This window comes from Terribacillus sp. DMT04, assembly GCF_019056395.1.
GTDB classification, from domain to species: domain Bacteria; phylum Bacillota; class Bacilli; order Bacillales; family Amphibacillaceae; genus Terribacillus; species Terribacillus aidingensis_A.
This window is the reverse complement of the sequence record NZ_CP077639.1, coordinates 2,395,462-2,410,665: the sequence shown is the minus strand read 5'-3', so window position 1 is coordinate 2,410,665 and position 15,204 is coordinate 2,395,462. Positions and strand designations below refer to the sequence as shown.

The 15,204-nt window shown below is 43.4% G+C and carries 14 protein-coding genes and 1 other RNA gene; 6 read left to right on the top strand and 9 right to left on the bottom strand.

Annotated features, from left to right (window positions below; translation table 11 throughout):
• Nucleotides 1-258: 258 nt before the first annotated feature.
• The 6 genes from bla to KS242_RS12755 all read right to left on the bottom strand — a co-directional run bounded on the left by bla (nt 259) and on the right by KS242_RS12755 (nt 6,930).
• Nucleotides 259-1,161 (bottom strand): class A beta-lactamase, encoded by a 903-nt coding sequence (bla, locus tag KS242_RS12780; RefSeq protein WP_254391704.1) that lies wholly within the window; start codon nt 1,159-1,161, stop codon nt 259-261.
• A gap of 117 nt (nt 1,162-1,278) precedes the next feature.
• Entirely contained in the window at nt 1,279-2,994 is a 1,716-nt protein-coding gene (gene ptsP, locus KS242_RS12775) for a phosphoenolpyruvate--protein phosphotransferase (RefSeq protein ID WP_217321679.1), read from the bottom strand.
• A gap of 5 nt (nt 2,995-2,999) precedes the next feature.
• Complete coding sequence (locus KS242_RS12770) at nt 3,000-3,266, bottom strand: phosphocarrier protein HPr (protein WP_077307709.1); 267 nt, start codon at nt 3,264-3,266, stop codon at nt 3,000-3,002.
• Nucleotides 3,267-3,343: 77 nt separating this feature from the next.
• Nucleotides 3,344-5,254 carry a PTS fructose transporter subunit IIABC gene (locus KS242_RS12765; protein ID WP_217321678.1) on the bottom strand — a complete coding sequence of 637 codons (1,911 nt, stop codon included), beginning with the start codon at nt 5,252-5,254 and terminating at the stop codon, nt 3,344-3,346.
• A 15-nt stretch (nt 5,255-5,269) separates the two neighbouring features.
• Nucleotides 5,270-6,181 (bottom strand): 1-phosphofructokinase, encoded by a 912-nt coding sequence (pfkB, locus tag KS242_RS12760; protein ID WP_217321677.1) that lies wholly within the window; start codon nt 6,179-6,181, stop codon nt 5,270-5,272.
• Nucleotides 6,178-6,930 carry a DeoR/GlpR family DNA-binding transcription regulator gene (locus KS242_RS12755; protein ID WP_217321676.1) on the bottom strand — a complete coding sequence of 251 codons (753 nt, stop codon included), beginning with the start codon at nt 6,928-6,930 and terminating at the stop codon, nt 6,178-6,180. Before KS242_RS12755 ends, pfkB begins: the two co-directional genes overlap by 4 nt.
• A gap of 212 nt (nt 6,931-7,142) precedes the next feature.
• On the opposite strand from KS242_RS12755, the gene secG reads away from it, so the two are divergent.
• From secG to rnr, 3 genes are all read left to right on the top strand, one after another.
• Nucleotides 7,143-7,376: a preprotein translocase subunit SecG gene (secG, locus tag KS242_RS12750; RefSeq protein WP_077307717.1), complete on the top strand. Its 234-nt coding sequence runs from the start codon at nt 7,143-7,145 to the stop codon at nt 7,374-7,376.
• Between the two features lie 122 nt (nt 7,377-7,498).
• Nucleotides 7,499-8,254, top strand: a complete 756-nt coding sequence (locus KS242_RS12745) for an alpha/beta hydrolase (protein ID WP_217321675.1) — start codon at nt 7,499-7,501, stop codon at nt 8,252-8,254.
• A 42-nt stretch (nt 8,255-8,296) separates the two neighbouring features.
• Nucleotides 8,297-10,585 carry a ribonuclease R gene (gene rnr, locus KS242_RS12740; RefSeq protein ID WP_217321674.1) on the top strand — a complete coding sequence of 763 codons (2,289 nt, stop codon included), beginning with the start codon at nt 8,297-8,299 and terminating at the stop codon, nt 10,583-10,585.
• A 38-nt stretch (nt 10,586-10,623) separates the two neighbouring features.
• On the opposite strand, the gene KS242_RS12735 is transcribed toward rnr, so the two are convergent.
• Nucleotides 10,624-11,481: a GNAT family N-acetyltransferase gene (locus KS242_RS12735; protein WP_217321673.1), complete on the bottom strand. Its 858-nt coding sequence runs from the start codon at nt 11,479-11,481 to the stop codon at nt 10,624-10,626.
• A gap of 119 nt (nt 11,482-11,600) precedes the next feature.
• Between KS242_RS12735 and smpB the strand changes: the two genes are divergently transcribed.
• The 3 genes from smpB to map all read left to right on the top strand — a co-directional run bounded on the left by smpB (nt 11,601) and on the right by map (nt 13,422).
• The gene (smpB, locus tag KS242_RS12730; RefSeq protein ID WP_217321672.1) at nt 11,601-12,062 is read left to right on the top strand and encodes an SsrA-binding protein SmpB; all 462 of its coding nucleotides are present in this window, start codon (nt 11,601-11,603) and stop codon (nt 12,060-12,062) included.
• Nucleotides 12,063-12,161: 99 nt separating this feature from the next.
• Nucleotides 12,162-12,527, top strand: a transfer-messenger RNA (tmRNA) gene (gene ssrA, locus KS242_RS12725).
• Between the two features lie 154 nt (nt 12,528-12,681).
• Entirely contained in the window at nt 12,682-13,422 is a 741-nt protein-coding gene (map, locus tag KS242_RS12720; RefSeq protein WP_217321671.1) for a type I methionyl aminopeptidase, read from the top strand.
• Nucleotides 13,423-13,798: 376 nt separating this feature from the next.
• Here the strand turns inward: map and KS242_RS12715 are convergent, their stop codons facing one another.
• A complete protein-coding gene (locus KS242_RS12715) occupies nt 13,799-13,954 on the bottom strand; it encodes a YjzC family protein (RefSeq protein ID WP_217321670.1) in 156 nt (51 codons plus the stop codon).
• A 140-nt stretch (nt 13,955-14,094) separates the two neighbouring features.
• Nucleotides 14,095-15,204 (bottom strand): non-hydrolyzing UDP-N-acetylglucosamine 2-epimerase, encoded by a 1,110-nt coding sequence (gene wecB, locus KS242_RS12710; protein WP_217321669.1) that lies wholly within the window; start codon nt 15,202-15,204, stop codon nt 14,095-14,097.

Sequence of the window (15,204 nt, the reverse complement as noted above, 5' to 3'; positions counted from 1 at the left end):
TAAATGATGTATGAAGTAAATGTTTGGTCAGGTAAATATCGCACGAAGAATAAGTAATGATTTTCGAGAGGTTTCCGATTACTTGTTGCGCTAGTATAGCTTTCCTATAACACAAATCTGTCAGTGCTCTAGAACTACGTTTTGATGTGAAAAATCCAAACGATACTGCTATTCTATGCAGTACTGTTTGGATTTTTAAATATAGCTCAACCGAGATATTCAGGCGTCTTAAGAATTAGAGTTGAAGAACAAAACGAATTAATCATTTTCAGAAAGGAGTGTGATAACTTCTTCAGTAGCTGTGGAAATCAAACTATCATCGTATTTTGCGTCTGCTGTATCGCGACTGGACATAATAGATAATACAATTGGTTCTCTGTCAGGTGGCCATAAAATGGCAATATTGTTTCTAATACCATAGGATCCAGCACCGGATTTGTCACCGACTTCCCAATCTGCGGGTACGCCAGCTCGAATCAGTGTGTCACCAGTTGTATTGCCTTTTAACCACTGAATTAGAAGTTGTTGTTTTTCAGACGATAGGTGATCTTCTAACGTAAAAGCTCGCAGGCTTTCTGTCATAGCTTTTGGTGTGCTGGTATCTTGAATCTGATTAGGGTCTACATTATTTAATTCTGGCTCTATCCTCGTAGAGTTTGTTACTTGGTCGCCGACATCTCGTAATTCTTGTTCAAATCCTTCGGGACCGCCTATTTCAGCAAATATTAAATTTGCAGCTGCATTATCGCTATAACTAATAGATGCTTCACTTAACTCTTTTAGTGTCATTTGCGTATTTACGTTTTTTTCAGTAATCGGATTGTAGTTGACAAGGTCATCGTGTGTAATGGAGATTTCTTTATTAAGATCTTCAACAGAATTTTGCAGCAATAAAACTCCTACTGATAAAGCTTTATGAGTAGAAGCAAAACCAAACCGTTCATTTTCTCGGTAAGCTATTGTTTTCCCAGAGCCCGTATCAATTGCAAAAACATCAAGGCGTGCATCATAGGTTTCTTCCAAGTGGCTAAATGCGTCCGTATTTACGGCTGGAGCTTGATTAGCTGGAATCGTTTCATCATCAAATTTAGAGCTGCTGGAACAGCCGGCCAGAATACAAACGATGAAAATCACATTCGCTATGTAGCTTAAAGTTTTCACTAGTAAACCCCTTCCTATATTAAATGACACTTGTAAAGTAACAAAATTCGTCAATTCTGGATAAGGAAATTAAATAAGATGAAAAAACAGCTCTCCTATGCTGGAGAGCTGTTTTTTTTACTGTCCTGTTCTTTGACGGACAAGCTGTTCTACATCATCAGCTGTGCTAAGCGTCAATGCTTCTTGGCTTAGCTCCTGCATGTCTGCTTTAGATAGCTTTGTGATTTGTGTTCTTGCTGGAAGAATGCTTGTTGCGCTCATACTGAATTCGTCAAGGCCTAGGCCGAGAAGAAGCGGAATCGCAATTTCATCACCAGCCATTTCGCCGCACATGCCTGCCCATTTGCCTTCTGCATGTGCCGCTTCAATAACGTTGTGCACAAGGTTAAGGATTGCTGGGTGGTACGGCTGATAAAGGTAGCTTACGCGCTCGTTCATGCGGTCTGCTGCCATTGTGTATTGAATTAAATCGTTTGTACCAACGCTGAAGAAATCAACTTCTTTTGCGAATTGTTTTGCAGCAACTGCAGTAGAAGGGATCTCAACCATGATGCCGATCTCAATTGATTCGGAAACAGATACACCATCAGCTGTAAGCTTGTCTTTTTCCTCAAGGAGAATTGCTTTTGCTTGGCGGAATTCCTCCAAAGTAGCAATCATCGGGAACATAATTTTCAGATTACCGTATACGCTTGCACGCAAGAGAGCACGAAGCTGCACGCGGAAGATATCATCACGCTCCAGGCATAGGCGGATTGCGCGGAAGCCTAGGAACGGGTTCAGTTCTTTCGGAAGCTGCAAGTAGCTTAGCTCTTTGTCGCCGCCGATATCCAATGTACGAACGACAACAGGTTTGTCGCCCATTTGTTCAAGAACTGCTTTATAAGACTCGAACTGCTCGTCTTCGCTAGGAAGCTCGCTCTTGCCCATATAAAGGAATTCGGTACGGTAAAGGCCAACACCTTCGCCGCCATTGTTCAAGACGCCAGTAACGTCTTCTGGTGTACCGATATTTGCTACAAGCTCCACGTGGACGTTGTCCGTTGTGATAGTGGGCTCATCTTTCAGCTTCGCCCATTCTTGCTTTTGCTGTTCGAATGCCTCTTGTTTTGCTTTGTATGAAGCAAGCTCGTCTTCAGTAGGATCAATGATAACAGTACCTTCTATACCGTCAACGATAATCATACTATCTTTCGCAGCAGAGCTTGTGATTGATTTGGTACCGACTACAGCTGGAATCTCAAGAGACCGAGCCATAATAGCGGAGTGAGAAGTACGGCCGCCAATATCGGTTGTAAACCCTTTCACAAATTGCTTGTTTAACTGTGCTGTATCAGAAGGGGTAAGGTCCTCTGCAATAATAATAACTTCTTCATCTATAAGTGCTGGATCAGGGAAGGACACCTGAAGTAGATGTGCCATTACGCGCTTCGTAACATCTTGAATGTCAGCTGCGCGTTCTTTCATATATTCATTATCCATGCTGCGGAACATGTCGATGAACATTGTCGCTGTCTCGTCAAGAGCAGCTTCTGCGTTTAGTTTATTATTACGAATGTTATCTTTAATCGGATTAACCAGTTCTGGATCTGCCAAAACAAGCAAATGAGCCGAGAAAATCTCGGCATGCTCATCGCCGAGTGACACGCGAGCATTCTCACGGATTTTCTCTAGCTCTTGCTTGCTGATGTTTAAGGCAGCATCCAAACGGCTGATCTCTTCTTCAACATTCGCAACTGTCGTTTTCTCGAAGGAGAGGTCTGGTACAGCCAAATGGTACGCTTTTGCGATTGCAATACCATTTGAAGCTGCGATTCCGTTTATCATGCTCATTGGAATTATTCTCCTAAGCCTTCGCTTTTAATTGTTTCCGCAATTGTGTTTACTGCTTCATCAGCATCGTCACCTTCAGCAGTGATTGTGATTTCAGCACCTTGTGGAATTCCAAGGCTCATAACACCCATAATCGATTTAAGGTTAACGCTTTTACCATTGTATGCAAGCTGGATATCAGATTTGAAGCCGCCTGCTTTATTTACCAAGATTGTTGCTGGACGAGCGTGTACGCCAGTCTCATCTGTAATAGTCATTGTTTTTTCTGCCATGTTAATTACCTCCAAAGTAGTGTGTTATGTGAATGCTTTCATTCTAAGTTTTGTGAATGCTTTCATTCTATCTTATTTTATACTTTTCTTAGGTCTTTTTTCAACAGTCCTACAATAATCGCCGTAACAAACGCACCGATTATGATGGAAAGGAAGTAAAGCAGCGGGTTTCCATCAACCAAACTCGCAGCGATGATACCGCCATGTGGTGCGTTCAAGCCGATTTCAAAGAATGCAGACAGTCCGCCAGCTACAGCTGCGCCAATTGCAGTTGCAGGAATAACACGTAATGGATCTGCTGCAGCGAATGGGATAACGCCCTCTGAGATGAAGAAAGCCCCAAGAACATAAGCTGTCTTACCAGTTTCACGTTCTTGCTTTGTAAATTTGTTGCGGAAGATACTAGTTGCAATAGCCAAACCGATTGGCGGAACCATACCACCGGCCATAACTGCTGCCATGAATTCCAGGTTGCCGGCATCCAACATCGCGATACCGAAAGTGTAGGCAGCTTTGTTAATTGGTCCGCCCATATCAATCGCCATCATCGCACCAAGCACAATACCTACAAGTACTAAGTTAGCACCGCCAAGATTTTCTAAGAAATTAGAAAGTCCAACATATACTTGCGTTAGAGACGGGTTGATCAACAGCATGATCATTCCTGTAAAGAAGATACTCAATACAGGGAAGAAAAGAATTGTTTTCAAACCTTCCAGCACTGCTGGAAGACCAGAAAGAGCTTTCTTAATGCCAAGTGTTACATAACCAGCTAGAAAACCGGCAATTAAACCGCCAAGGAAACCAGAACTTGTTGCGTCGCCATGTCCGTACGTAACAGCAATCAAACCACCAATAGCACCAGGTGCGAAACCAGGTTTATCGGCAATACTGCTTGCGATAAAACCAGATAGGACAGGAACAATCAGGAAGAACGCTTGGCTGCTACCAATTTCACTCAGCATTTCGGCGAAGGCGCTGCCAGGGAACAATTCACCGAATAAAATACCAAGTGCAATCAGGATACCGCCGCCGACAACGAATGGCAGCATGTTGGAAACACCATTCATAATGTGCTTATAGAATCCGGAACGCTGTTCTTGCTTTTGTCCGCCTTCTGCGGCAGCTTCTGAGCTGCGTCCGTTATTGTGATGAACTGGAGCATCTTGTGCGACTGCTTTTTCAATGAGTTCCCGAGGTATTTTTAAGGCGCGGCCTACAGGAACCTGCAAAACATGTTTACCCTCAAATGGACTAAGATCAACATTCACATCAGCTGCGACAATGATAGCAGATGCTTCTTTGATATCTGCATCTGTTAAACGGTTTTTAATACCGCCTGCTCCGTTTGTTTGTACTTTAATCGGAACATTCATTTCGGCAGCTGTTTGTTTCAGTTTATCAGCAGCCATAAATGTGTGGGCAATGCCAGTAGGACAAGCTGTAATAGCGAGCACTTTTCCTGGTGTGCCTGGCGCATCTTGTGCCAATTCTACTGCTTCGTTTTCTTGTTCTTCTTCTTCACCAAGCTCTTCTTTCTCCTTGGCATCAATAATCGTCATAATTTCTTCTTCTGTTGTCGCGTTTTCAATATTAGAGCGGAACGTGCTGTCCATTAAGAAGGAAGACAGGCGGGATAATGTCTCTAAGTGCGTCTGATTTGCTCCTTCAGAAGCTGCGATCATGAAGAATAGGTAAGACGGCTGTCCATCGAGTGCTTCGTAATCCAATCCTTCTTTCGACCGGCCAAATGCGATGGCAGGTGTTGTAACTGCTGCCGATTTACCGTGCGGGATGGCGATTCCTTCGCCGATACCAGTTGTGGATTGTGCTTCCCGAGCAAGAATCGCCTCTTTAAATCCTGTTTTATCATTCAATTTGCCTGCATCGTCAAGCTTAGAAACAAGCTCTTCAATAACATCTGCTTTTGTTTGAGACTGCAGCTGCAAAATAATGGTGTCTTTTGTTAATAGTTCGGTAATGCGCATGGTTGAAACCCCCTCTTAGATAGATGTGAGTTTGACTTGGCTGACTAAGTTCTCTATATCTTGCCGTTCGCCAAGATCATCACTGAATGCTGTAGCACTTCCTGCAGCAACTGCATATGTGAAGGCTTGCTCGTAATTATTTGTCTTTTCAAAAGCTGCTAAAAATCCTGCTACCATACTATCGCCTGCACCGACAGAGTTTTTTACAGTGCCTTGTGGCGTCTCTGCTTTCCAAGCATGATACTGGTTCACGAAGATTGCTCCTTCACCGCCCATGGAGACGATGACGTTTTCGATGCCTGTTTCATGAAGCTTTCTTGCATAGCTGACAATATCTTCAATCGAAGAAATGGTTGTATTGAACAGTTCACCTAACTCGTGGTGATTCGGCTTAACAAGAAACATGCGCTTGCCAATCAAGTCTTGCAGTGCTGCACTCGACGTATCGGCGATAAAACGTGTGCCGTTCTTTTCGCAAATGTCAGCCATTCTTGCATAAATATCTGCTGGTACAGAACTTGGCGCATTTCCTGCGGCTACAAGCGCATCGTCTGTTCCGAGACTTCTGATCTGTTCAAGCAGCAGAGCCAGCTGTTCTGTCGTAATTGAAGGGCCTGGTCCATTAATTTCCGATTCTTCTCCTGATTTGAGTTTTACATTGACGCGGGTTGGTTCGTTTATTTCAATAAACTGATGGTTGATACCGGCACTTTCCAGTGTTTCGCGAATAAAGGTACCGGTAAAGCCGCCAAGATATCCTAAAGCTGTTGTTTCTACATCCAATCGATTGAGCAAGCGAGAGACATTAATGCCTTTACCGCCTGCGAAATATGCTGTATTCGTAGCCCGGTTTAAATCACCTGCTCGAAACGTATCAACATGCATAATGTAGTCGATGGATGGATTGAGCGTACATGTGTAATTCATGAGTCCACAACCTTTAATGAAGTAAGTTTCTCGTATGCTGCCTGCACCTTTGTGTTAATAGAGTCAACGATAAGCGTGGCTTCGGACAAATCTGCTATATGAGCAAACGTTGTCTCGCCAAGCTTGCTGCGGTCGGCCAGTATAAATGTTTCATTTGAGCGGAGCATAGCTTGGCGCTTAATGGATGCTTCTTCCGGATCTGGAGTTGTGTATCCATTGTCTGGATGTACGCCATTTGTACCTAGAAAGCATTTATCAAACCGGTATTGCGAAAGTGCTGCTAGAGCGCCTCTTCCGATCAGAGTTCTCGTCTTATCCTTTACTAATCCACCGGTTACATACACCGTGATATCTTTTTCGTAGAGTGCCTCTAAATGCGTGAGGCCATTTGTGACGACGGTTACATTTTTGCCGGTTAAGTAAGGAATCATGGCATTCGCTGTCGTTCCAGCATCAAGAAAGATGCAATCGTTCTCGCCAACAAGGCTGGCAGCAAAGTCAGCAATTGCTTGTTTGCCGGTTTTATTACGCGTTTCTTTCTCCGTATAGCTCATTTCATAGCTGAGAGAGGAAGTAATTGTCGCGCCGCCGTGGACACGAGTCAGGAGCTGTTTCTTTTCCAGCTCGATTAAGTCCCGGCGTATTGTTGAAACAGAAGCATTCGTTGCTTCTGAAAACTCCGGTATCGTTACATTTCGCTGTTCTTGCAACATCTGCAGGATTAATTCCTGGCGCTCAGGTGTAAGCATTTGCACAACCTCCTCCTGAACTTATTCCTAATATAAAGGAAACGGTTTCAACTTGCAACCAGAAAAATTCAAAAAACGTCATAAAAATTCAAGTTTCGCAAAAACTGTTCAATATATTGTAAGGAATTGTCGTATAAACAAGAACATCTTGCCAATTATCAGACGCATATGCTAAAGTTGATGTAGGTATTTGCCGTTTAGGAGGTGTTGGGATGCAGACAGCTTTAGTAGTTCTATTAATAATCGATGCGATTGCGCTAGTCGCGCTAGTTCTTTTACAATCTGGTAAGAGTGCAGGTTTGTCCGGAGCGATTTCCGGCGGAGCTGAACAATTATTCGGAAAACAGAAAGCACGCGGCCTGGATTTATTCCTTCACCGTGCGACAATCATCACTGGAGTCATTCTATTTGTATTGACGTTCTTATTGGCGTACGTCCTACAATAATCGAATAGCCAACTTCATCCCTCGTCACAACTCCTGTGGTGGGGGATTATTTATTATTGTAAAAGGGAAAACTAATGCAGGAATCTACTATAGAAAAAGCTTAAGAAACAGGGGAGATACATATGGTAACAATGAAACAGCCAGAACCGTTTACTTTTGAAGGAAAAGGAGATCGTGCCGTTTTATTGCTACATGGCTTCACAGGTCATTCGGCAGACGTACGGATGATGGGGCGTTTTCTTTCAAGCAAAGGTTATACAGCTCATGCGCCAATCTATCGCGGGCATGGTAAGTCGCCTGATGACATCGTCGCTTCCAGTTCCGCTGAATGGTGGGAAGATGTACAGGCTGCTTTTCAACTTCTAAAGGATAAAGGTTATGAGAAGATAGCTGTGGCAGGGTTGTCACTTGGTGGTGTGCTCGGTTTGAAGCTTGCGTATTCTTACCCTGTAAGAGGTGTTGTGACGATGTGTTCGCCAATGTTCTTCGATAATGAAACACAGCTCAACAAAGGCTTCAAATTATTTGCACGGCAATACAAGCAGTTTCAAGGAAAAGATAACCAAGCAATTGAAGAAGAATTAGCAGAATTAATGGAGGCGCCTGCAACTGCTGATATGTTTCAGCGTCTTGGAGCATTTATCACGGATGTCAGCAAACATGTTGATGAGATTTATGCACCGCTCTTCGTTGTTCAGGCAACCGAGGATCAGATGATTAATACAGATAGTGCGACCTATATTTATGACCAAGCAGAGTCCGATCAAAAAGAGATAAAGTGGTATGAGAACTCCGCCCACGTTATTACGATGGGAAAAGAAAAGGAACAGCTGCACGAAGATGTGTATCAGTTTCTCGAATCACTTGACTGGGAATAGTCCATACTAGATAGAAAAAGCCGAAAAGAAGGTGAAGCCGAAATGGACGAATTAAAACAGAAAATATTAGCTTATCTTAAAGATAACGCAGAAAAACCAATGACCGTAGAAGAAATCGAGCAGCAGCTGGAGCTTGATGAAGCAAGTGAATTCACTGTTCTTGTCAAAGGACTGAATGAATTAGAGGCAGAGGGACAGCTTGTACGCACAAGAAGCAATCGCTTCGGTCTTCCGGAAAAGCTGAATTTGGTGCGAGGGAAGATTCAGATGCATGCAAAAGGATTTGCCTTCCTTATCCCAGATGAAGAGGGAGTGGACGATGTTTACATCCACTATTCCGATTTGCAGTCTGCGATGAATAAAGATGTAGTACTTGTACGTGTGGAGAACCAAGCGGAAGGCGGACAGCGCCGTGAGGGGAAAGTTGTTCGTATTCTGGAGCGTGCAGTTGCGGAAGTTGTCGGCACATATGAAGATAATGGCCGATTTGGCTTTTTAATCGCAGATGATAAACGAATCCCAAATGATATCTTCATTCCGCGCGGCGCTTCAGGCGGAGCGACGGATGGTCATAAAGTTATTGTCCGTATTACGAAGTATCCAGAAGGCCGAATGAGTGCAGAAGGTGAAGTTATTCAAATACTTGGTCATAAAAATGACCCAGGCATTGATATCCTTTCTATCATTCATAAACATGGCATCACGACGGAGTTTCCGCCAGAAGTCTTAGAACAAGCTGCAAATACACCAGAAACAATTGATCCTAGTGAAATAGAAAACCGCCGGGATTTGCGGGACATGATGACTGTAACAATTGATGGTGCAGATGCGAAAGACTTGGATGATGCGGTTGCCGTTAGTAAGCTGGAGAATGGCAATTATCGTTTAGTCGTATCAATTGCAGATGTTTCTTATTATGTAGAAGAAGGTTCACCGATTGACGTAGAAGCATTGGAACGGGCAACGAGTGTTTATCTTGTTGACCGAGTAATTCCGATGATCCCGCATCGACTTTCTAACGGTATTTGTTCCCTAAATCCACAAGTCGATCGTCTGACACTTACGTGTGATATGCAGATCACACCGCAAGGGGAAGTTGTGGAGCACGAGATTTACCAAAGTGTCATTAAAACAAATGAGCGAATGACATACGGTGATGTAAACAGAATCTTACTTGAAGATGACCAGGAATTACAATCCCGTTATGAAACACTTGTTCCAATGTTCCACCACATGGAAGATTTGGCTGCCATTCTTCGGAATAAACGAATGGACCGCGGCGCAATTGACTTTGATTTCCCAGAAGCGCGTGTAGCTGTGGATGAGGAAGGCAAAGCAATGGATGTTGTGCTTCGCGAGCGTTCTGTCGCGGAGAAGCTGATTGAAGAATTCATGCTCGCTGCCAACGAAACGGTCGCAGAGCATTTCCATTGGCTGGATGTGCCGTTTATCCACCGGGTGCACCAAGACCCAGACCCAGATAAATTGCAGCATTTCTTCGAATTCATTACAAGCCTTGGTTATACAGTAAGAGGATCTTCGGCAGATATTCATCCGCAAACATTGCAGAAGATTGTAGAACGTGTCAGAGGTACGCAAGAAGAAATGATTATTAACCGTCTGATGCTGCGCTCGATGCAGCAAGCGAAATATGACCCGCAAGGCTTGGGGCATTTTGGGTTGGCAACAAAATTCTATACGCACTTCACATCGCCAATCCGCCGTTATCCGGATTTGATTGTGCATCGTTTAATTCGCACATATGCTGTGAACGAACAGCTGGATAAAAAGACGCAAGATCATTGGAAAGATCGGATGCCGGAAATTGCTCGGCAGTCTTCTGAGCGAGAACGCGCGGCTGTAGACGCCGAGAGAGAAACGGATGATCTGAAGAAAGCGGAATATATGCAAGATAAGATTGGTGAAGAGTTCGACGGTGTTATCAGCTCTGTAACAGGCTTCGGTCTATTCGTTGAGCTGCCAAACACAATTGAAGGCCTTGTGCACGTTAGCTATCTGACAGATGACTTCTATCACTTTGATGACCGCCGTTATGCTATGGTCGGCGAGCGGACAGGCAACCAATTCCGTATTGGAGATGAAATAACCGTACGAGTAGTGAAGGTCAACATCGAAGAGCGCGTAATTGATTTCGAAGTCGTTGGCATGAAACCGCGTAAGCCGCGGGAAAATCGAGACCGCCCTACGATTATTAAAGCCGAAAAGAAAAATAAGCCGGGTGACCATCGTCCGCCGAAAAATAAAGGCAAACGAAAGCCGCCTGCAAAAGGTAAGAAGAGTAAAAAGCGCAATACAAGAAAACGACCATAACAAGAAAGCCCCGGCAAAAAATGCCGAGGCTTTTGTTATCAAATAGATATACCGTAAATCAGCCAAGGGTCATCATTAGCGACAAAGCAAGGTTTAAAAGCGTCAGGCATGCTGGAGGCAGTCTCCGGGGACACGTCTACTTGAGGGGTGAGCAGCTTGTCTGACTTGTTTATATAATCGAACACTGCAGCCCATAGACCATCCTGTTCAAATAAATCGGACCAGAAATACTGAATCTGAGCAAGTGCTCTGCCTTTGTAATCTTCTTGTAACGCCATCATCTTACTGGAATTTGGATCTTGGAATACAGCAAGCTGTTCCAGATAATCATCTTCTAAAACCGCGGAAGCGAAAGGGATTGGAAAGTACGCTTCATATGGGTAAAAAGCGCGTTGTGTTTCCAGGACAGCTTGCTCAATCGCATCGCGTTTAGCTTCGTTACCTGTGACTTGCTGCCACGGCTGTGCTCCTGCAGCAAGCGTCATGTCAGGAGACTCCATTAATAAACTGATAAACTGGTCAGCCTGCTGCAAGCCGAGCTTATCCAGTACACGCTGTGCGGGCATATTGGACTTTTGCGTAATCGCTCCAACCCAATGCATATTTGAATTCTGCTCACAATCAGCGATTATTTTCTGCAGCAGTGCAGTGGCATGTCCATTTGATTGGTACCGGATATCACTGCGTAATCTGCCGAGAATACCATTGCCGTTAGGCATCCGAACGACGCCCGCTACCGCAGCCAATCTTCCTTCTGTCTCCAAGCCGTATAACGTTTGCGCTGGATTTTCAATCAGCTGCGGGAAGAGGCGAATTACATAATCGTCTTCGATGCCTGTCTGCATATCGAGCACTTGCTGGTAGTCGTTCCTTGTTAATTGTCTAATTGCAGTCATTTATGTACACTCCTATCAATCGAATTGCACTATATGTATACCCGTTTTAGTATAGGAATCGTTAGGATTATCATACAGTTTCTGATAAAATAAAGCACGTAGTTAGGAGGAAGCAGTCTATGGCTAAAGGACATGGTAAAGTACTTGCACAGAATAAGAAAGCCAATTTCGATTATGCGATTGAAGAAACACTCGAAGCGGGCATCGTGTTACAAGGAACTGAAATTAAATCAATCCGGGCTGGCCGGGTGAACCTAAAAGATAGCTTCGCGCGAATTGACCGCGGAGAAGTGAAAATCATTAACATGCATATTTCGCCTTATGAACAAGGCAATCGATTCAATCATGATCCAACTCGTACTCGGAAATTGCTGCTGCATCGCAAGCAGATCGACAAATTGATTGGACAAACACAGCAGCAAGGCTATTCGCTCGTACCAATAAAAATGTACATTAAAGATGGTTTTGCGAAGATTTTGCTTGGTGTCGGAAGAGGAAAGAAGAAATACGACAAGCGGGAAGACTTGAAGAAGAAGCAAATGAAACGTGATGTTGACCGCGCCATGCGGGAACGTGATTAATAAGCTTGCAATTTCCTGCAAAGATGCTATAATGGAAGTTGTCTGGGATTCGAATAAATCCTAAGTGAACGGGTTACTTCCTGTAGCCCCCATTATCATGGGGACGTTACGGATTCGACAGGGGTAGGTCGAGCTCAGGCTGCGTGTCGAGGTTACGGCTCGTAAAACGTTACGCCTAAATATAACTGGCAAAACAAACAACAACTACTCTCTAGCAGCTGCGTAAGTAGTACTAGAGGATCCTTGCTGCTATTGCCCATGTGGCAGATTTGAGGGTCTCAACTTAAAGTGGGCTACGCCATTATCCTCGGCTTGCGGATAATCGGAAGAAGACAATCAAGCTAGCCTCGCTGAAAGCCTGTCGTTAGGCCGAAGCGTGTGCGAATTATAATATATCGACTACACACGTAGATGCCTGAGTGCCGATATCTCTGGACGTGGGTTCGACTCCCACCGTCTCCATCCTTACATATTGGATGGAAAGCAAGGCTTTGAAATGCTGATCATAGTGTTTCAAAGCTTTTTTATTTCTTTTTAAGTCGATTTACATGTTCTCCTAAAGCAGGACCTAGATAAAGATAAATCGTAAAACATGTCAAAAAATAGTGAGGTAGATAAAATGATCGCAAAAACAGAAGAAGACTTTAATGGTTTAAAGGAAATTGGTAAAATTGTTGGTTCGATTAGAAATGAATTGGTACAAAGAACCGTTCCGGGTGTAACGACGAAAGAACTTGATGATATAGCAGGAGAGCTTTTTGCTAAAGAAGGAGCAGTTTCAGCTCCAAAAAGTGAATATGATTTCCCGGGCTATACGTGTATTAGTGTGAATGATGAAGTGGCACATGGTATTCCTGGAAATCGCGTTATCGCTGAAGGAGATTTAGTGAATGTAGATGTTTCCGGCTCAAAAAATGGTTATTTTGCTGATACAGGAATCTCCTTTGTAGTAGGTGAAGGAGACGAAATGAAAACGAAAGTATGCGACGTTGCTAAAAAAGCATTCGAAGCAGGTCTTCAAAAAGCGAAACCAGGTTCTAAAAAAAGCGGAATCGGAAGAGCGGTATTCCAGACAGCAAGACAGCATGATTTAACTGTTATAAAAAACCTTACAGGTCACGGCATTGGTCGTACAATCCATGAAGCCCCTGATCATATTTATAATTTTAAAGAAACATTTGATGATGAGTTATTAAAGGATGGCATGGTTATCGCGTTCGAACCGTTTATTTCGACATTGGAAGAAGAAGTTTACCAAAAAGACGACGACTGGACGTATGCGACAGAAAAAAGCTATGTAGCGCAAATTGAACATACGCTTATCCTTACTAAAGATGGTCCGATTATTGTTACGCTGTAATAGAGATAAAAACAAAAAATCCAAACAATACTGCAATTAAAAGCAGCGTTGTTTGGATTTTTTGCATGTGAAACGAAAGTGAGAGTATCGCTTCGGAAATACACTCCGCTTTCCTGCGGGCGGCTGGGGAGCCTCCGTGTATTTCCTACGCTGATTTGTGTGATGGGAAACCTTTACTCGTGTAGTCAGAATACGTAGACTCCTCGAAAATAAGAAGCAATTTTCTTGTCGGTGTCTACTTCAAAAGCCATTCTTGTTCAACGATAATAATTAGAGGCAGCAGCTGTCAGAGAGCTGCATTAAAAAATATGGATCTAGTAATCGTTCGCTATTAGGATGAATTACTCTGTGTATTGTCCCAGTCTCTTGTTAATTCCTATTCTTGTTTCCAAGTTGTTTCCTCGCCTTTTGTTGGGCAAACAGGAAATACTTCATTTGCTTTTATTTCCACTCTTGCGCCTGACTGGCAAGTATAAACGCCTGTTTGCGGCACACCTTGTCCGGTTCGGTATTCTCGTGTTTCATTACTCACCTTGTACACCTCCTGTTTTATGTCACTTATCTTAACCTTTCCCTATGCCGCTTACTCTGAATCATTATGTGGATATGGCACTTCTCTAAAAGAGAAAAAGCCTTGTTTCACAAATGAATTTGTGAAACAAGGCTTTCTGTTTATAAAGTTGTTTTGTATTTCTTCAGCCACTTAACAATACGCTCACTCGTTCTGCCATCCCCATAAGGATTTGCAGCCGCAGCTGTGCGTTGATAGTATGAAGCATCCGTTAGTAAGGTATCTATCGCTTTCTTGATTGTTTGTTTTTCTGTACCTGCCAGGATTAGAGTTCCGGCTTTTACACCTTCTGTTCTTTCGGTGGAAGAACGTGTTACAACAACTGGCACGTCGAAAGCAGGTGCTTCTTCCTGAATGCCGCCTGAATCGGTAATGACAAGATAGGCGTGACTGTACAGGTGGGTGAAAGAGACATAATCTATTGGGTCAATTATGTGCAGGCGGTTGTGCGCATGAAGAAAGGAGTGTACTTGTTTTCTTACATTTGGGTTAGGGTGCACTGGGAAAATCACTTCTACATCGTCATAATAGTTGAGCATCTGATTTATCGCTTCATAAATATATTGCATGCTTTTCATGTTCTCTCGTCGATGCGTAGTCAGAAGAATTAGCTTTCGTTCGGCGTTTATCATATGTTCCAGGTTACTCATCGAGGAGGGGGCATAATTTTGTATGTAGAAAAGCGCGTCAATGACGGGATTGCCGACTACGTGTATGTTACTTGCGTCAATTTTTTCTTGAAGCAGGTTTTGTTTGTTTTGTTCTGTTGGAGCGAAATGAACAGCAGCGATTCGGGTTACAAGCTGCCGATACATTTCTTCCGGAAACGGTGTATAGTGATCATACGTACGTAACCCAGCTTCTATATGCATGACAGGTATCTGAATGTGAAAGGCTGCAAAGGCAGCAGCAAATGTAGTAGCTGTATCACCTACTACAGCCACCATATCTGGTTTCTCTGCCTTTAGTATGTCAGCGATAACAGGGATAGCGGCAGCAATTACTTGTTCAGCGGATTGGTTTGGTTTCATAAGAGACAGCTGATAATCTGGCTGGATGGAAAATATGTTTAAAACGTCATCCAGCAGATTGGTATGCTGTCCAGTATGGATGACAAGTGAAGAAAAATCACGTTCTTGTTTCAGTTTGCTAATAATAGGGGCAAGCTTAATACCTTCTGGACGGGTGCCTAATATAAAAGCAAGTTTCAT

Coding starts and splice junctions, on each gene's coding strand:
- KS242_RS12735 (WP_217321673.1), bottom strand. CDS start 11,481: ATGACTGCAATTAGACAATTAACAAGGAACGACTACCAGCAAGTGCTC.
- map (WP_217321671.1), top strand. CDS start 12,682: ATGATCGCAAAAACAGAAGAAGACTTTAATGGTTTAAAGGAAATTGGT.
- smpB (WP_217321672.1), top strand. CDS start 11,601: ATGGCTAAAGGACATGGTAAAGTACTTGCACAGAATAAGAAAGCCAAT.
- rnr (WP_217321674.1), top strand. CDS start 8,297: ATGGACGAATTAAAACAGAAAATATTAGCTTATCTTAAAGATAACGCA.
- secG (WP_077307717.1), top strand. CDS start 7,143: ATGCAGACAGCTTTAGTAGTTCTATTAATAATCGATGCGATTGCGCTA.
- KS242_RS12755 (WP_217321676.1), bottom strand. CDS start 6,930: ATGCTTACACCTGAGCGCCAGGAATTAATCCTGCAGATGTTGCAAGAA.
- KS242_RS12770 (WP_077307709.1), bottom strand. CDS start 3,266: ATGGCAGAAAAAACAATGACTATTACAGATGAGACTGGCGTACACGCT.
- ptsP (WP_217321679.1), bottom strand. CDS start 2,994: ATGAGCATGATAAACGGAATCGCAGCTTCAAATGGTATTGCAATCGCA.
- KS242_RS12765 (WP_217321678.1), bottom strand. CDS start 5,254: ATGCGCATTACCGAACTATTAACAAAAGACACCATTATTTTGCAGCTG.
- wecB (WP_217321669.1), bottom strand. CDS start 15,204: ATGAAACTTGCTTTTATATTAGGCACCCGTCCAGAAGGTATTAAGCTT.
- KS242_RS12745 (WP_217321675.1), top strand. CDS start 7,499: ATGGTAACAATGAAACAGCCAGAACCGTTTACTTTTGAAGGAAAAGGA.
- pfkB (WP_217321677.1), bottom strand. CDS start 6,181: ATGAATTACACATGTACGCTCAATCCATCCATCGACTACATTATGCAT.